A 16,733-nucleotide genomic window follows, 5' to 3' on the forward strand; every position below is an offset into this window, starting at 1 on the left:
CTCTCATAAGAATCTGAGAAAACCATTTCAAATTTTTAAATTATTAATTAATTCTGATTATTTCACATTAATTCTAATCTGGAAATGGTTATATTTGACTATATTGTCGACACGAATATTCACTGTTACAATAGTTAAGCAAACCTAAAGGAGTTAAGAAAAAATGAATATAATATTAACTACATTGAACGCAAAGTTCATTCATACTAATTTAGCCTTACGCTGTCTTAAAGCTTACGCTGAGCCTGAATATTCCCCCCTTATTGTCGAATATACTATTAAAGATCCTACTTTTAATATAGTAGCTGATTTGTACCAGAAAAAACCGAGCATTGTAGGCTTTAGCTGCTATATTTGGAATATTGAAGAGACTATAAAAGTGATAAAAATGCTGAAAACAGTTGATCCATCCATAACGATTATCCTAGGTGGCCCTGAAGTCTCATACGATACGAATGTATGGCTTAGACAAGTGAAAGAAATTGATTACATTGTTGTTGGTGAAGGAGAGCAAGCCTTCAAGGAGACGCTAGACTTTCTTTCCGATAAAAAAGATGTAAAAGATGTACCTGGACTAGCATATGTCCAAAACGACAAATTTATTCTAAATCCGCTACCACCAAAATTAGATTTACGAGAGTCTCCCTCGCCTTACCGTTTTGAAGAGGATTTAGCATATCTATCCAAGCGAATTGTCTACATTGAGACTAGTAGAGGGTGCCCTTTTTCATGTCAGTTTTGTCTTTCTTCTATTGAAGTTGGAGTTAGATACTTTAATCGCGAGAAGGTAAAAGAAGATATACGCTATCTAATGCAAAACGGAGCAAAGACGATTAAGTTTGTAGACCGTACATTTAATATTAGCAGAAGCTATGCAATGGAAATGTTCCAGTTTTTAATAGACGAACATTTGCCAGGAGTAGTTTTTCAATTTGAAATAACAGCAGATATTATGAGACCTGAGGTAATTCAATTTTTAAATGATAACGCTCCTGCCGGTCTTTTCCGCTTTGAAATAGGAGTCCAATCTACGAATGATTTAACAAATGAGTTAGTAAAACGTAGACAAAATTTTGAGAAACTTAAACGAACTGTCACAATGGTGAAGAGTGGCGGTAAAATTGATCAGCATCTTGATTTAATCGCAGGCCTGCCAGAGGAAGATTATACATCCTTTAGAAGGACGTTTAACGAAGTATTTGAAATGCGACCTGAAGAACTGCAACTTGGATTTTTAAAGCTCCTTAGAGGCACTGGCTTACGAGTTGAAGCAGAGAAATATGGGTACGTATATGTTGACCAAGCTCCTTATGAAATCTTTTCGAATAATGTCTTAAGCTTCAACGACATATTACGCATTAAGCAAGTAGAAGACGTATTAGAAAAATATTGGAATGCACATAGAATGGATCAGACATTAGAATTTCTTTTCAATCATATATTTGAAACACCTTTCGACTTTTTCCAACAATTCGGGACGTTTTGGGAAGACAGAAATTGGTCTAGAATCGGTCATCAATTAGAGGATCTTTATACACGTCTATTTGATTTCTTAGGAAATCTAGAGGGGATTCCCTTAAATACTGTTAAAAGTGTCATGAAGCTTGATTATTTATCCAAACAAAAATTTCAGCCTCGCAAGCCTTGGTGGGAAAACGATATGAGTAAGGAAGAACAGTCTGCTATCTACAAGCTCCTTCTAGAGAGTCCGTCTATAGCGGGAGAAGAATTTGCGCAGATGGATTTGACCGAAAGAGAGATTTACAAACAAACATTTATTACACCTATTTCTATAGACATGAATTTGTTTAAACAAGGAGTCATAAAAGAAGAGCAAGGTTTCCTTCTAACAACTTTCCATAAAGGCAATACACCGCATTTTTCTTATATTCAAAAGAACAACAACTTAGCAGATTTTATTCTATAAGTTATTCTCTCAAGCGGTTTAATGGATAGAATGGTATCACGTTTAAATGCTGTACTTTCAGTTTATAATGGGCAACCGAGTAGATAAAAGCTATGATATAAAAAAATGAGGTTGGTTATGACTAATGTCATAACCAACCTCATTTTAACTTTCCGGTTATACATAAACTCTATAGCCAGTGAAACAAATGGAATACAGTTAGCCGATAATAACTCTTTCTTTTGGAAAGTGATATTTTGTAATTTTTCTTTTTCCTCCTAAAGTAAACAGGAAAGATATCAAGCCAACTCTTCCGATGAACATGAGGATCATAATAACTACTTTACCAAAAGAAGAAAGCTCCTCAGTAACACCTAGCGACATACCACATGTTCCGAAGGCTGAGGTTATCTCAAATAGAAGTGAAGTTACCGGTACATCTGGTTCCGAAATTGACAAAACAATAGTAGCTGCAAATACCATAAGGAACGCTAATACAATTACCGCAAATGCCCTGAAAACATCCAACAGATGAATTTCCCTATTAAAAATTTGAATGTTCTCTCTGCCTCTAGAAAAATTAATCAAAAACAAAATAGCTATTGCAAATGTAGTAGTGCGAATACCCCCACCAACAGAACTAGGTGATGCCCCGATAAACATTAGTGCACTCATTAGTAAATTGGTGCCTTCATTAAATAAAGTCACATCAACTGTTGTGAGGCCTGCTGAACGAGTAGAAACGGAATGAAATAAGGCAGTAAAGAATTTTTCATGCCAAGGCATATCTTTGAATGTGTTAAACATTTCTAGTAAGAATATCATTATCGTACCTAATACTAATAATGCTCCGTAAGTTAGTGTAGTCAGCTTTGTAAATAAAGAAAAACGAAAATTTTTATTTTTATTAGACAAAAATTCCTTGACCTCTATAAGAACAGGAAATCCAATTGCTCCAAATATAATCATCAAACTTGTAATAATTTGTACAAAATAATCATGATGGTAACGTACTAAGGATTCACCTGTTATATCAAATCCGGCATTAGTAGTAGCTGAAACAGAAGTAAACACCCCATGCATTAGGGCAACTTTAAACGTATCGTAGTATTGTGTAAAGTAAATGGTTAATAATATGGAGCCAACTAACTGAATTACCAAAAGAATTTTGACAATCTCCTTTATCAGTAAAACAGCGCCTGACATTTTAGATTGGTTATGATCGACCATGATTAATTGTCTTTCTCTTAATCCGATTCTTCTTCCAGCTAGAAGCCAAATAAAAGTCCCTAATGACATAATTCCTATTCCCCCGAGCTGGAGAATCAAAATAAGCATAATATACCCAAAAGGTGTGTATGTATCTGCAACATTTATAGTTGTCAATCCAGTAACACTAACTGCGCTAACTGCTGTAAACAAACTATCAATAAAATCTACATGTACTCCGGGTCTATGTACTCCGGGTAGGCAGAGTAATATAACCGAAACTGCAATTGCTATAAAATAATACGACACAATAATCTGGGCTGGTGTCATTTTGAACCTTGCTTTAAAAGTATTATTTATCATCTTAGATGTTCCTTTCAACAAGAAGCCTGTTTCATCATTGTAAAAAAAAAAAGCATAAAAAGATAGCTTTAACTAAACTATCTTTTCATGCTTTTAAATTCTTAAACATCCAAGTGCTTCAATACAATATATTTACACTACTTTTTATTATATGTTAAGCTGTCTTTTTATTTTTAGCTACACCTAGTAAATAACCACCTATAGCAATTACCAGTAATACTATCCAGAATGTCAATTTCCAGCCAGTTGAATGTGGAAAATGCTCATCTAAAATTCCTACATTAGGATGAGACAATGTCAGTACGGTCAATTTAACCCCTACCCAACCTACAATTAAAAATGCTGCAGTTTCGAGTGTTGGATATTTTTCGAGTAATTGAACAAATTTATGAGCAGCAAAACGCATAATAATTAATCCAATGATACCACCAATGAACATAACTGCAAATTGTCCTCCATTGATGCCACCAATCTCAAATTCTCCCCAATATGGTAAGGTTACTGCAATAGCCACAGCAGCAAGCATAGAGTCAATAGCAAAAGCGATATCCGCAAGCTCTACTTTTAATACAGTCATCCAGAAACCTGAACCTTTTGCGCCTTCTTCAAGATTGTCCGTTTCAATATGCGGTCCTGGATTTTTCCGTTGATCGTAAATATGTTTAATAGATATGAACAATAGATAAGCAGCACCTATTGCCTGTACCTGCCAAATATTAACCAAGAAAGTGATCATAAATAAAGCGAGAAATCTAAATACGAACGCTCCTAGCAAACCATAAAACAATGCCTTTTTTTGTTGAGCTTTCGGTAAATGCTTAACCATTACCGCCATAACTACTGCATTGTCAGCTGCTAGTAGTCCCTCTAGTCCTACTAGAACTAGTAAAACCCACCCGTACTCCAATAAAATTCCGTAATCCATTAAATATCCTCCTTTTTTTTTGCAAATAAAAAGACCCCTGCCTAAAAAGGCAAAGGTCTTGCTAAGCAAATTTTAAATAATTGCTATCATAACCGATGGCTAAGCCATGTAATGACGACTATGAAATAGGTTTCCCTATAGCTACTCCCCTTTGACAAATGTCAAAAGTCTATTTAGTTATATAAACTATAATAACACATTTTCCAAATTAGTAAAGAAAAATTACTTAATATGGATATGATAATTTGAATCATCTTTATGTTTATTATAAAAACAAATCATAGCGGGAACCGATTCAATAAAATCTGGACAAGTAATATTACCCTTTGATAAAACTTTTTCAGCATTTGTTGTATCAAAAGAAGAATTCCATGTAAGATAGTCTAATGTTTCTTTTTCTACTTGAAGAAATTTTCTTATTGGTAAAATAGACACTGATACCTTTGCTAGTCCTAGTGGTAATCTCCCCTTTGGATATTTTCCAGTAAGTTCTTTTACAAAAGCTCTATATACCTCTTCCACCGGGTAAGGTTTAGGGTCTGTTAAATGTATAGTCAATCCTTCTGCTTCTTTATCAAAGCAACTATATATGGACGCTTTTGTTATGTAATCTGATGGAACTACATTAATAAAAGATGATGATTTCCCCAGATAAGGTAAAAATGGAAGACCTTTTAGCTTATTAATCATGTTGATAAAGAAATAAGGTCCATCAAATTTAATCGTTTCTCCTGTTTTAGAATGGCCTCTCACTATTCCCGGTCTAATAATAGTAAGTGGAATTTGTTTTTTTAGTTTATCAACTAATACTTCTGCCTCGTATTTTGTTTCCTCGTAATGGTTTTTAAAATCATTAGGCTTAACGAGCTCTGTCTCTAATAGCTTGCCTTCTCTTCTTCCAGCCACGTATGCAGTACTAAAATACATATACCTTTTTAATTTTGGTAACTGAAGGACCAATTCATTAAACAGCTTTGTCCCTTGAACATTAACTTTCCATGCGATATCTTTAGGAACAGCTAAATCATAAATAGCAGCTAAATGCCAAACATAATCGATTTTATGCTTTAATTCTTCTAATATATGCCCATCTAACACTGCATTAGGAAGTGTAATATCTCCTTCAATAACCACAATTCGTTGATCGTCCAAACCATCCGCGTATATTTCTGCTATTACTTCCTCTGCTTTTTTTAGTTGAGATGGTAGAACTAGCACATAAATAGTTGTATAAGCCTTTTGTTGCCTTAATTCTTTTATGATATTTTTAGATAAAAATCCTGGAAATCCGGTCATTAGTGCATTTTTCATACTAGTAATCAGCCCCTTTTATAAAATTATACTGAAAAAGGGTCTTCAACAGAAGACCCTTCCTTATATTTTTCTGAATGTTATGATGATTTTATTTTTCTTGTTTCTTTATCAAATAAACTATAAATTACTGGTACTACATACAAGGTTAAGAAGGTAGAACTGATTAATCCCCCAATTACAGTTAAAGCCATAGGCTGATTAATCTCCGTCCCTTCACCAATCCCAAGCGCTAAAGGAATTAATCCCAAAATGGTAGTTAAAGCAGTCATCAATATTGGACGTACTCTATCTTTAACTGAGGTCGTGATTGCCTCATAAGAAGAATATCCCTCTGCTTTACGTTGGTTAATATAATCCACAAGGACAATACCGTTATTTACTACAATTCCGACTAGTATAAGAATCCCAATAACTGCTGAAATGCTAATTGGTGTACTGGTAAAAAATAATGCAATAGCGATTCCGATAAGACTTAAAGGAACTGTAAACATAATAACCAAAGGATATTTAAAGGATTCAAATTGAGCTGCCATTACAATGTAAACAAGAACAACTGCTAATAATACCGCCAAAATCATGTCACTTTTAGCGTTATCTAATAGCTCGCGGTCCCCACCGAATTTGACATTTATTTTATCTCCAAAATTTTGATTTTCAATTACTTGGTCAATTTGATCGGACATGTCTCCTAGTGTGTTTTCTGACTCATATTTTATAGAAAATGCCACAGCATTTGCTTGGTTTAAACTACGAATCGCCACTGGACCTTCTGACACTTCTATATTGGCCACTTCTTCTAAATTTACAAATTGGCCAGCTGGGGTACGTAATTTTAACTTTTTAAGCTTTTCAATACTCTCCCGATCTGACTCATTATACTTTACATACACTCCATATACTTCATCTTCTTCTGAAATAATCTGGGAAGCTAAAACTCCTCTTGTCACATTATTAACCATCTGAGCAATTTGAGCTGGAGCTAAGCCTAATTCGGTAGCTGCGTCACGTTTAACCGTCATTTGTACTTCTTCTACAGTAGAAATTAAATCATTATTAACTTTTGTAACTCCTTCTAATTTCTCTAGGTCACTTTGGAGTTCCTCCACTGCCTGATAAAGCTCCTGTTTATCGGAGGAAGATACATTGAAGGAAACAACATTTGGCGAAGAGCCCGAAGCAGTTTGGACGTTAAAATTAATATCTGCTTTTCCGTTAACAGCTTTTACGATTGTAGGCTGTACTTCATCTACAAATTCAAAAGTGGATTGATCTCTTTCACTCAATGGCTTAAGCTTCACGGATATCTCAGCCATATTAGATCGAGATGTCCCTCTCGACATACCTTCTTGACTACCGCCAACAAAGCTTACATAAACATCTACTTCTTCCTGCTCTTTTAGTATATCTTCAATTTTATTTACTATTTCGTCTGTCGCAGTAAATGATGAGCCGTTTTCAAGCTTTACGGAGATAGAAACAAACCCTTCATCTGTAGGAGGTAAAAATTCTGTTCCAACTCGGAATACCCCTAGTACAGAAAGAACTAGTAATACTACTGTAAGGGAGAGAACAAGTGCACGATGTTGCAATGACCATTTGATAGACTTATCTAGATTATTGTATGCCTTTGACCTTCTTCTTCTTGCCTCAATGTTACCTTTAGGCTTCTTAAGCATTCGGCTTGCCATCATAGGAATAACGGTTATTGCAACCACAAGGGAAGCAAACAAACTAAAGGATATAGTTAAAGCAAATTCTGTGAAAATTTGTCCTATAAGACCAGAGAGAAAAATGACTGGCAAGAAAACAGCTACGGTTGTTAGAGTCGAAGCGGTAATAGCTCCAAGCACCTCTTTTGTTCCAGTAATTGCGGCAGCCTTTGGATCCTTTCCTAATCCCAAATGTCTTTCTATATTTTCAATAACTACAATCGAATTATCTACTAGCATCCCTATGCCTAATGCCAGTGCACCAAGCGTCATAATGTTCAAGGAGAAGCCGGCAAAATACATTAATACAAATGTCACAATCACCGAATAGGGAATAGCTACCCCAATAATAATAGGACTTCTAACTCCTCTAAGGAATACAAATAACACTAGCATTGCCAGTAATCCGCCTGTTATTAAAGTGGAACCTATATTGTTTATAGCAATTTTGACATAATCTCCTTGGTCAAAGAGAATATCTGCGGTTACACCCTTGTACTCATCTTTTTCTAATTGCTTGTCCAATGCTTCTTGAAAAGCTGTTGAAACCTTCGCAGTATTGGCACTAGATTCTTGGAGCACTGATAAAAGTACAGCAGGATTTTCGTTTGCTCTAGTTTCGGTATTAGTTTCCTGCTCTGCTAACTGAACGGTTGCTACATCTGCAATCGTCACCTTGGATCCATCCAAAGGATTTACCGTAACAACTAGGTTTTGAATATCCTCCACAGATGTGAGAGTGCTGATGATGCGAGTTGTCAGCGACATATTTTCTTCTGTCTCTACGGGGTTTCCAGGTAAAGAGAGGTTATTCGCCTGAATAAGCTGCACAATATCACTCTGTGTAAGACCTTTACTTTGGAGGTTCTCTTGGTTTAATAGTATTTGAACCTCTTCGACTAGTGTTCCAGAAATATTGACACTTGCTACCCCTTCCGTACCAACTAATTCTTTTTCTAGCTCTTCCGCTATTAATCGAATATCTTGTTCTCCCGTTGCTCTAAGAGATAACTGAATAACTGGAAATTGAGCAGGATCAAATTTTAAAAATCTAGGCTTTTCTGCTCCATTGGGAACAGGTACCATATCAATACGCTGCATGATATCTAGTTGAACATCGTCCATATCCATAGACCAGTCAAATTCTAATAAGATGAAATTGGCACCCTCTTGTGAGGTACTATTAATGGACTTAATTCCTTGAAGCGTACTTAGGGAAGTTTCCAATGGTTTCGTTATTTTTTCATCCACTTCCACAGGACTTGCACCAGGGTAATTTGTTACAACAACAGCTATAGGAGGGTTAAGCTCGGGGATTAATGTGATTGGTATTTTGAAAAACGATACCCCGCCTAAAATAATTACTAAAAACATAATAACAGTAGTAAATACGGGTCTTTTTATGGAGAAATCACTTATTTTCATATATAGGGGACCACCTTCTTTTTAGCTATTTCTATCATATGCTCTAGAAAGCAAGAGTTCAAATTTTATTATTATCTATAGCATTAATTAACTTACTTTTTTTTTATTTTACTGATAAGACATCACAAACGACGCCTAAGCGGAGATATTGGCTTATCGGTCACCCATGGAAAGCGGCCGCTGAGAGCGAAATTCAGCCAGCTCTATTTTATATTTAAGTAATAAGTATTTAGATGTTGAGTTAGTTGAAACACACACAACTCTCCCATTTCTCCCAACTTATGATTGGAGCGACATACGGCGACTCCGGTGGGATGAGTGAGACAGATAAGACCTTACAAACGGCGCGTCAGCGACGGTAAGGGCTTATCTCTCAACCCACGGAAAGCGACCGCCGAAAGCGGAAATCAGCTTCTCTAAGCTATATTTAAGTAATAAGTATTTAGATATTGTGTTAGTTGAAACACATTCAACTCTCCCATTTTTCTTAACTTATAATTGGAGCGACAGGCGGCGACTCCGGTGGAATGAGGGAGTCAGATAAGACCTTACAAACGGCGCGTCAGCGACGGTAAGGGCTTATCGCTCACCCCACGGAAAGCGACCGCCGAAAGCGGAAATCAGCTTCTCTAATTAGAACTTTATTCATGCTTGAAGGATAGATTGAAATAATAACCATCTATTTTATATACTCGTTCCAAACCCTATTTGCGATTGGAGCGACAGGCGGCGACTCCAGTGGGATGAGGGAGTCAGATAAGACCTTACAAAACGGCGCGTCAGCGACGGTAAGAGCTTATCGCTCACCCCACGGAAAGCGACCGCCGAAAGCGGAAATCAGCCATCTCCCAATCAAACTTCCATACTTTTAAAGAATAGATTCATATAATTTATAACCTTCAACTCTAAAAAAGCGAGAAAGTGAACGATTTGTCATTCACTTCCTCGCATATATAGGAATTTTATTATAATAAGTTATACAATTTGATATGCTCATATTTGTCCTGGAACCAACGAGTCGCAAACTCATTTTCAAACAGGAACACGTAATGATCATAGCGATCTTTCACAAGCATACTTCTTGGACCTGTCATGGATTCTTTTACTTCTTCCTCATTTTCAATCCATCGAGCTACCTTCGAGCCAATTGGCTCCATGCGTACATCAACATTATACTCGTTCTTCATACGATGCTCGAATACCTCGAATTGCAACTGTCCAACCGCTCCAAGAATTACTTCTTCAGTATGAAGTGTTTTGTAGTACTGAATAGCTCCTTCTTGTACAAGCTGTAAGATCCCTTTATGGAAATGCTTAGACTTCAGTACGTTTTTTGCAGTAACCTTAACGAACATTTCAGGAGTGAATTGAGGAAGCTTTTCATAATTGAATGCCTTCTTCCCTCCAACTACCGTATCTCCAATTTGATAATTTCCTACATCATAAAGACCGATAATATCGCCCGCCACTGCTGTTTCAACAGTTTCGCGGTCATCCGCTAAAAATTGAGTGGATTGAGTTACTTTAAATGTTTTACCAGTACGAGCTAAAGTAACGGTCATACCACGTTCGAATTTTCCGGAAACGATACGCACGAAAGCAATTCTATCCCGGTGAGCAGGATTCATATTCGCTTGAATTTTGAATATAAAACCAGAGAAATCTTCGTTAAGAGGATTTACTTCCTCTTCAACATCTGTCATTCGAGGTTGCGGAGTTGGGGCAAACTGAAGATAAGTTTCTAAGAAGGTTTGCACACCAAAATTTGTTAATGCACTTCCAAAAAATACAGGTGTTAAATCTCCAGAAAGTACTTTATCCTTATCAAAATCATTTCCAGCCTCATTTAACAGCATAATATCTTCGATTGCTTGAGTATAATATGATGTTTCTTTCATAGAATTGTCTACTGCAAGTTCTCCCTCTTCATCTAGCGGAAGGAATCTTTCAGCTTCATCGGTGCGGAATTGTTCAATACGATGATTAAAACGGTCGTATATCCCTAAGAACTCTTTACCCATACCAATAGGCCAATTCATCGCATATGATTGAATTCCAAGTACTTCTTCTAGCTCTTCCATCAATTCTAAAGGTTCTTTCCCTTGGCGATCAAGCTTGTTTATAAATGTGAAGATAGGAATACCACGCATACGACAAACCTTAAATAGTTTTAAAGTTTGCGCCTCTATTCCTTTGGCAGCATCCACAATCATTACTGCACTGTCCACGGCCATTAACGTGCGATACGTGTCTTCACTGAAATCCTGATGTCCTGGTGTATCTAGTATATTTATACGACAATCATTAAAGTCAAATTGCATAACAGATGATGTTACAGAAATCCCACGTTGTTTTTCAATTTCCATCCAGTCTGATGTTGCAAATTTCCCTGTTTTTTTCCCTTTTACTGTACCTGCATCACGAATTGCTCCTCCAAAATATAGCAGCTTCTCCGTTATAGTTGTTTTACCAGCATCGGGGTGGGAAATGATTGCAAAGGTTCTTCTTTTTAATATTTCTTCTTGTAATTTATTGTCCATATTTGTATATCTCCTTCTTATTCACTTTTTTATCATATGGATTTAATGCCAAAAATACAAGTAAAAAAAGAACTAGCAAACAATTTTACAAATTTCTCGTAAAAATGTCTACTAGTATCCATTACAATATTTCAGAATTAATATAAGAATATAGAAGTTTAGCGGTATTTTCTAATGAATCTACATGAGTTCGCTCATAAGCATGGGATGCTTCAATCCCTGGACCGAACAGTGCATGTTTGACATCAAAACCAGCTCTTATCGCTGCTGAAGCATCCGAGCCGTAATATGGATAGATGTCTAATTTGTAATCGATTCCCTCTTTTTTAGCTAGCTCTACAAGATTTCTTGTTAGTTCATAATGGTATGGACCAGAAGAATCCTTCGCACAAATTGAGACTGTATACTCATCAGATGCCTGTCCGTCACCAATAGCTCCCATATCTACAGCTATGTATTCTACTGTCTGTTCTGGAATACTTGAATTTCCCCCAAAACCAATTTCTTCATTATTAGAAATATAAAAGTGAGTAGTATAAGGAAGAGTCCAGCTGTTTTCCTTAATAGCTTTCATTAATTGAAGTAAAAGGGCTGTACTTGCTTTGTCGTCTAAATGACGAGACTTGATGAAGCCAGTGTCTGTCTGCTCAAATCGAGGGTCGAATGATACAAAATCCCCTACTTCTATTCCTAGCTTTCTTGTTTCGTCTGCATTTGTAACTTTTTCATCTATTCTTACCTCGATATTTTGCTCATCTCTAGCTAATGCAGTTGCGTTTTTGTATACATGGACCGTTGTTTGGTGCATAAGAATGGTTCCTCGTATTTTCTTCCCTTCTGCTGTGTGAATAGTACAATACTCACCTTCTACTGCGTTCCAGTTAAAGCCACCCACCATAGAAAGCTTCAATCGTCCAGAAGACTTAACTTCCTTAACCATTGCTCCTAAAGTATCTGTGTGAGCCGTCAATAAACGATGTTTTGTGTCATTATTCCCTTTGATTGTGGCGATTAATGCACCCTTGTTTGTACGTTTATAGTCAACATTGATTTCCTTTAAAAATTGCTCCATAAAATCCATGATTTCTTTTGTATAACCAGAGGGACTTGGAATTTCTACTAATTGCTTTAATAAAGAAACTGTCTCTTGCTGTTGAAATGTAAATGACATCGTTATTCCTCCTTTAATCTTACTTAATTTTATCAAAATCTTGTATTTTCAGATACCTATAAATACGCTAATATAAGAAGTATCTGAAGGAGGTGGAAAAAATGGAATTTTTTAATACTACAAAGGACAAAAATAAGCTATTTCTGATTATTTTTTCTGTTTTTACAATATGCCATATTTTCTTTGCAGCCCTTTTACAAAACAAGGACATCTTAACTTATCTTGTCGTTTCAATTATTTATTTATTAATATTAGCTCTGTTATATTGTGGGAACTCCGAAAATGAAATCATTCAGTATGTTATGTTCATATCCTTAAACTTGTATCTTTTAGTCGTCAATATTTACAGTGAAAACGTAGTAATGATTGCTTTTTTTATTTATCCCATTTACATAGCGGTTCTCTATTATTCTATTGGACCAAGGATATTCTTGTTCTTTCTCACATTAGCAGAAATTTTCGGGCTAATATACTTCAAGTATTCAACCTATACATACATATTTACTCTAGATGACCTTATCGCATTTATACTGCTCCTCATGATGCTTATCTTTACTTCTATATTAAATACATACTTTGATAGAAAATATTGGAACAAAATAACTGAGTTAAATTCTTCAATGAGGCAGGAACTATATTCTCGTGAAAGTTACTTACAGCTCTTTTTCGATAATGCCAAGGATAGCATAACTGTCTTCGATAAAAATAATAAAATAATTGAAGTAAATCCTGCCTTTGAAGAATTATACGGGTGGAAAAGAGAAGAAGTTATTGGACAAAGCGTAACCATTATTTCTCCCCAGTATCAACTAGACGAGGCTAGAAGACAGGAAGTATTAAACGGTGCTAGCTATCACTTTCTAGAAACAACAGATCGAAAAAAAGATGGTACTTATTTTGATGCTCAAATCACTTTTTCTCCTATATATGATTACAACAAGAAGCTTATTGCTCTCTCTATCATTAGTAGAGATGTCAGCTTTAAAAAAGAGACAGAAACTTTATTATTACAATCAGAAAAGTTGAAAATTGCTGGAGAAATGGCTGCTGGAGTAGCTCATGAAATTAGGAATCCAATTACCGTTATTTCTGGGTTTATGCAAATTATGAACGGTGATCCATCCCAACCTTATTATCGCTACACAAAAGTAATTGAAAATGAGATTGAAAGAATTAATTATATAATTAGTGAATTTCTTGTTTTAGCAAAGCCTCATGTGAAATTACCTAAAAAATACGACCTTAAGAAATCTTTAGATGATATTCTCGTTTTGTTTCAGCCCGAGATTAACTTAAATGGTATCCTTCTTACAACTGAGCTATTAGAAGGGCCTATCATTCTCTATGGAGAGGAAGGCCAGATGAAACAAGTACTCATCAACCTTGTTAAAAACGCAATTGAGGCAATTACTGAAAACGGAGAAATTCATATTAGCTGCTCCGTTGAACCATCAGAGATTGTAATAATTAAAATAAGAGACAATGGAGTTGGAATGGACACGCATACTGCTGGAAAGGTATTTGATCCGTTTTTTTCAACTAAAGTTAATGGAACAGGGCTTGGAATGATGATTTCTGAAAAGATTATATCTGAACACGGTGGAAATATTTTGATTGAAAGCGATAAAAATCACGGAACAACTGTGACTATCCAATTACCTTATAGTATCAATTCCTGACAATAGAGTAGCGTTGTATAACAGTGATATTTAAACAAAGATTATTAACCATCATTTTAGACAAGTTATTTCCTTGTAGTAATTGAATACTTAATAAGGCGGTCACTATAGCGGTATGAAGGAGACAGATAAGACATCACAAACGTAGCATTGATGGCTTATCGTCCCTCCCGAGAGCCCGCCTAATTATTTATTCTTCATCTATTTGAAGAAGAGGATAACCATAATCTCTGTACTTTCTTTTTAAATCCTATCATATTTTATTTGACCATTAGATTGAAGTCGGGTACATCTCTGGCATTTAAAGGCTTTGAGTAATAAAAACCTTGAACAATCTTACATTTATGTCGTTTTAAAAACTGAATAACTTCCTCTGTCTCTACACCTTCAGCTACTACCTCTAGTCCAAGGCTAAGCCCTATTCGAATGATAGAGGAGACGATCACTTCATTTCGCCTTTCAAATATACGGTTCATAAACATACTGTCTATTTTTAATGTATGGATAGGGAGTTCACTTAAATAGCGAAAGTTAGAAAAACCTGCCCCAAAGTCATCCATTGCTATGCGAATTCCGTAGTTTTTTAATTCTGTTAGAATGCTCAATAGCTTATTTAAATTTTTCATTAAAACATTTTCCGTTATTTCTAGCTCTAAATATTGAGGTGGCAGTCCTGTTTCCAAGAGAATATCTTTAACATTGTTTACAAAATCGTTTTGCTCTAATTCGGCAGGACTTATATTCACAGACACTGTATCAAAAGCTATGCCTTTCTGTAGCCATTCAGCAGCTTGTCTACATGCCTCATGGAGAACGTACCTACCTAAAGGGATGATTAACCCAGTCTCTTCAGCAAACGGGATGTAATCATTTGGAGGAATGATATTTTTACCCTTTCTATTCCATCGGATAAGAGCTTCGTAACCATGAACTTTATTAGTAAATAAATTTACTTTAGGCTGGTAGACTAAGAAAAATTCATCGTTCTCTAATCCAAAACGGATATCACTCTCTAAACGAACCTTATTAATATAACCTTCTTCTAAATTTTTTTCATATAATACTGCTGTTCCTCTTCCCTGCTCCTTAGACACATTCAATGCTAAGTCAGCTGCCCTGTGTAAAGCCGCATATTCAGAACCATGAAGAGGAAAGCAGGATAGCCCTATTGAACACGAAATGTACAATTCCATTTCATCTATATAAAAAGGCTTTTCGATTTCTTTTATCAGTTGCTGAGCATTAAGTAAGTAATTTTTACAAGGGAATTCTTGATCATCCAAAAGGATTACAAATTCATCTCCACCCATACGGTAGATTTGTGCTCCTTCTTTATAGAAGGATTTCATTCTTCTGGAAACCTTTTGCAATAAAATATCCCCAGTGACATGGCCTAGTGAATCGTTAATATTTTTGAAACGATCTAAGTCTATATATAGAAAACTAAAGGGCTCCTTTAGTAATATTTTTAGCTGTATATCTCTATTTAAAGCCGCAGTGTTATATGTATTGGTCAGGTGATCTTTGTATGCAAGTTCGGATAGAGTTGTTCGAGTGTTCTCAAGCTCGGTTATATCATTTCCAATACCAATCGCACCAGTCACTTTCCCATTTTGCTCAATAGGAGAAATAGTAATATGAATACATTTAGAACCAAACCATTCCTTGTAGGCAACTTCTTCTCCTAAGAAAACTTTTGTAATATTTTCATTTAATTTACCGGATACTTCCTTAGGGAAATAACTCATTGCTAACTTTAAGCTTTGAAATGGTTGTTCTCCAAACATTTCACTAGAGGGATGGATTGCCTGTATTCCTCTTTCCTTAAAATATTCCGTAGCAATTTTACCAGTTAATAAGGAAAAGTAAGACTCATTATTATAATCTTTATCTACTCTAAAAATTAGGTTATTTACGTGTCTTACCACGGTCTCAAAGGAATTTAGCAAATTTGCCTGAAGTCTTTGTTCCTTTTCTTTTTCAACTGTTATGTCCGTACGAATACTTAAAAAATAAGTATCCTTGTATTCTTCGCCGATTGGAAGAATATATGTTTTAACCCAATATAACTCACCATTTTTACGTTTGTTGCATATTTCGCCTTCCCAGGTTTGACCTTGTAAAATCGTATTCCACATTTCTTTAAAAAATTTAGTGGAATGATGAGAGGATTTGACGACACGGTGAGTTTTACCTATAAGCTCTTCAGGTGAATAACCAGAAATTTCAACGAACCTGTCATTCACATATATTATTTGTCCAGCTCTGTTTGTAAGTGCGAGAATCATCGTTTCATTTACTGCATAGCTCATTAGCTTCATCTTAAAAAAAGCATCCTCAAGCATTATTTCAAGCTTATCATTATCTTTAATAGATTCTTTACGCAATGCATTTTTTACTGTAAGCAATAAATCTTCAGACTCTGTGCCAAATATGGACTCCATTTCTTGTCCTCCATTTTATTTAATCAATAAAATACAAACCTTTGTCTA

9 protein-coding genes are annotated in these 16,733 nt (G+C 35.5%); 2 read left to right on the forward strand and 7 right to left on the reverse strand.

All coding sequences use genetic code 11. The features are described from left to right. The first annotated feature begins 163 nt into the window (after positions 1-163). Complete coding sequence (locus H9650_RS02225; RefSeq protein ID WP_191696452.1) at positions 164-1,927, forward strand: B12-binding domain-containing radical SAM protein; 1,764 nt, start codon at positions 164-166, stop codon at positions 1,925-1,927. A 198-nt stretch (positions 1,928-2,125) separates the two neighbouring features. On the opposite strand, the gene H9650_RS02230 is transcribed toward H9650_RS02225, so the two are convergent. From H9650_RS02230 to H9650_RS02255, 6 genes are all read right to left on the reverse strand, one after another. Then, positions 2,126-3,478, reverse strand: coding sequence for a TrkH family potassium uptake protein (locus tag H9650_RS02230; protein WP_151110747.1), 1,353 nt, complete (start codon positions 3,476-3,478; stop codon positions 2,126-2,128). Positions 3,479-3,632: 154 nt separating this feature from the next. Then, positions 3,633-4,403, reverse strand: coding sequence for a TerC family protein (locus H9650_RS02235; RefSeq protein ID WP_151110749.1), 771 nt, complete (start codon positions 4,401-4,403; stop codon positions 3,633-3,635). 222 nt (positions 4,404-4,625) lie between these two features. After that, positions 4,626-5,714: an SDR family oxidoreductase gene (locus H9650_RS02240; protein ID WP_191696453.1), complete on the reverse strand. Its 1,089-nt coding sequence runs from the start codon at positions 5,712-5,714 to the stop codon at positions 4,626-4,628. 80 nt (positions 5,715-5,794) lie between these two features. Further along, positions 5,795-8,851: an efflux RND transporter permease subunit gene (locus H9650_RS02245; RefSeq protein ID WP_191696454.1), complete on the reverse strand. Its 3,057-nt coding sequence runs from the start codon at positions 8,849-8,851 to the stop codon at positions 5,795-5,797. 965 nt (positions 8,852-9,816) lie between these two features. Then, positions 9,817-11,391: a peptide chain release factor 3 gene (locus H9650_RS02250; RefSeq protein WP_151110755.1), complete on the reverse strand. Its 1,575-nt coding sequence runs from the start codon at positions 11,389-11,391 to the stop codon at positions 9,817-9,819. Positions 11,392-11,512: 121 nt separating this feature from the next. Continuing rightward, positions 11,513-12,562, reverse strand: a complete 1,050-nt coding sequence (locus H9650_RS02255; protein WP_144537782.1) for a M42 family metallopeptidase — start codon at positions 12,560-12,562, stop codon at positions 11,513-11,515. A 101-nt stretch (positions 12,563-12,663) separates the two neighbouring features. On the opposite strand from H9650_RS02255, the gene H9650_RS02260 reads away from it, so the two are divergent. Further along, positions 12,664-14,241: an ATP-binding protein gene (locus H9650_RS02260; protein ID WP_151110757.1), complete on the forward strand. Its 1,578-nt coding sequence runs from the start codon at positions 12,664-12,666 to the stop codon at positions 14,239-14,241. A 260-nt stretch (positions 14,242-14,501) separates the two neighbouring features. On the opposite strand, the gene H9650_RS20730 is transcribed toward H9650_RS02260, so the two are convergent. Further along, complete coding sequence (locus tag H9650_RS20730; RefSeq protein WP_191696455.1) at positions 14,502-16,685, reverse strand: sensor domain-containing protein; 2,184 nt, start codon at positions 16,683-16,685, stop codon at positions 14,502-14,504. Positions 16,686-16,733 lie beyond the last annotated feature (48 nt).

Source organism: Psychrobacillus faecigallinarum (assembly GCF_014836595.1).
Lineage (GTDB): Bacteria > Bacillota > Bacilli > Bacillales_A > Planococcaceae > Psychrobacillus > Psychrobacillus faecigallinarum.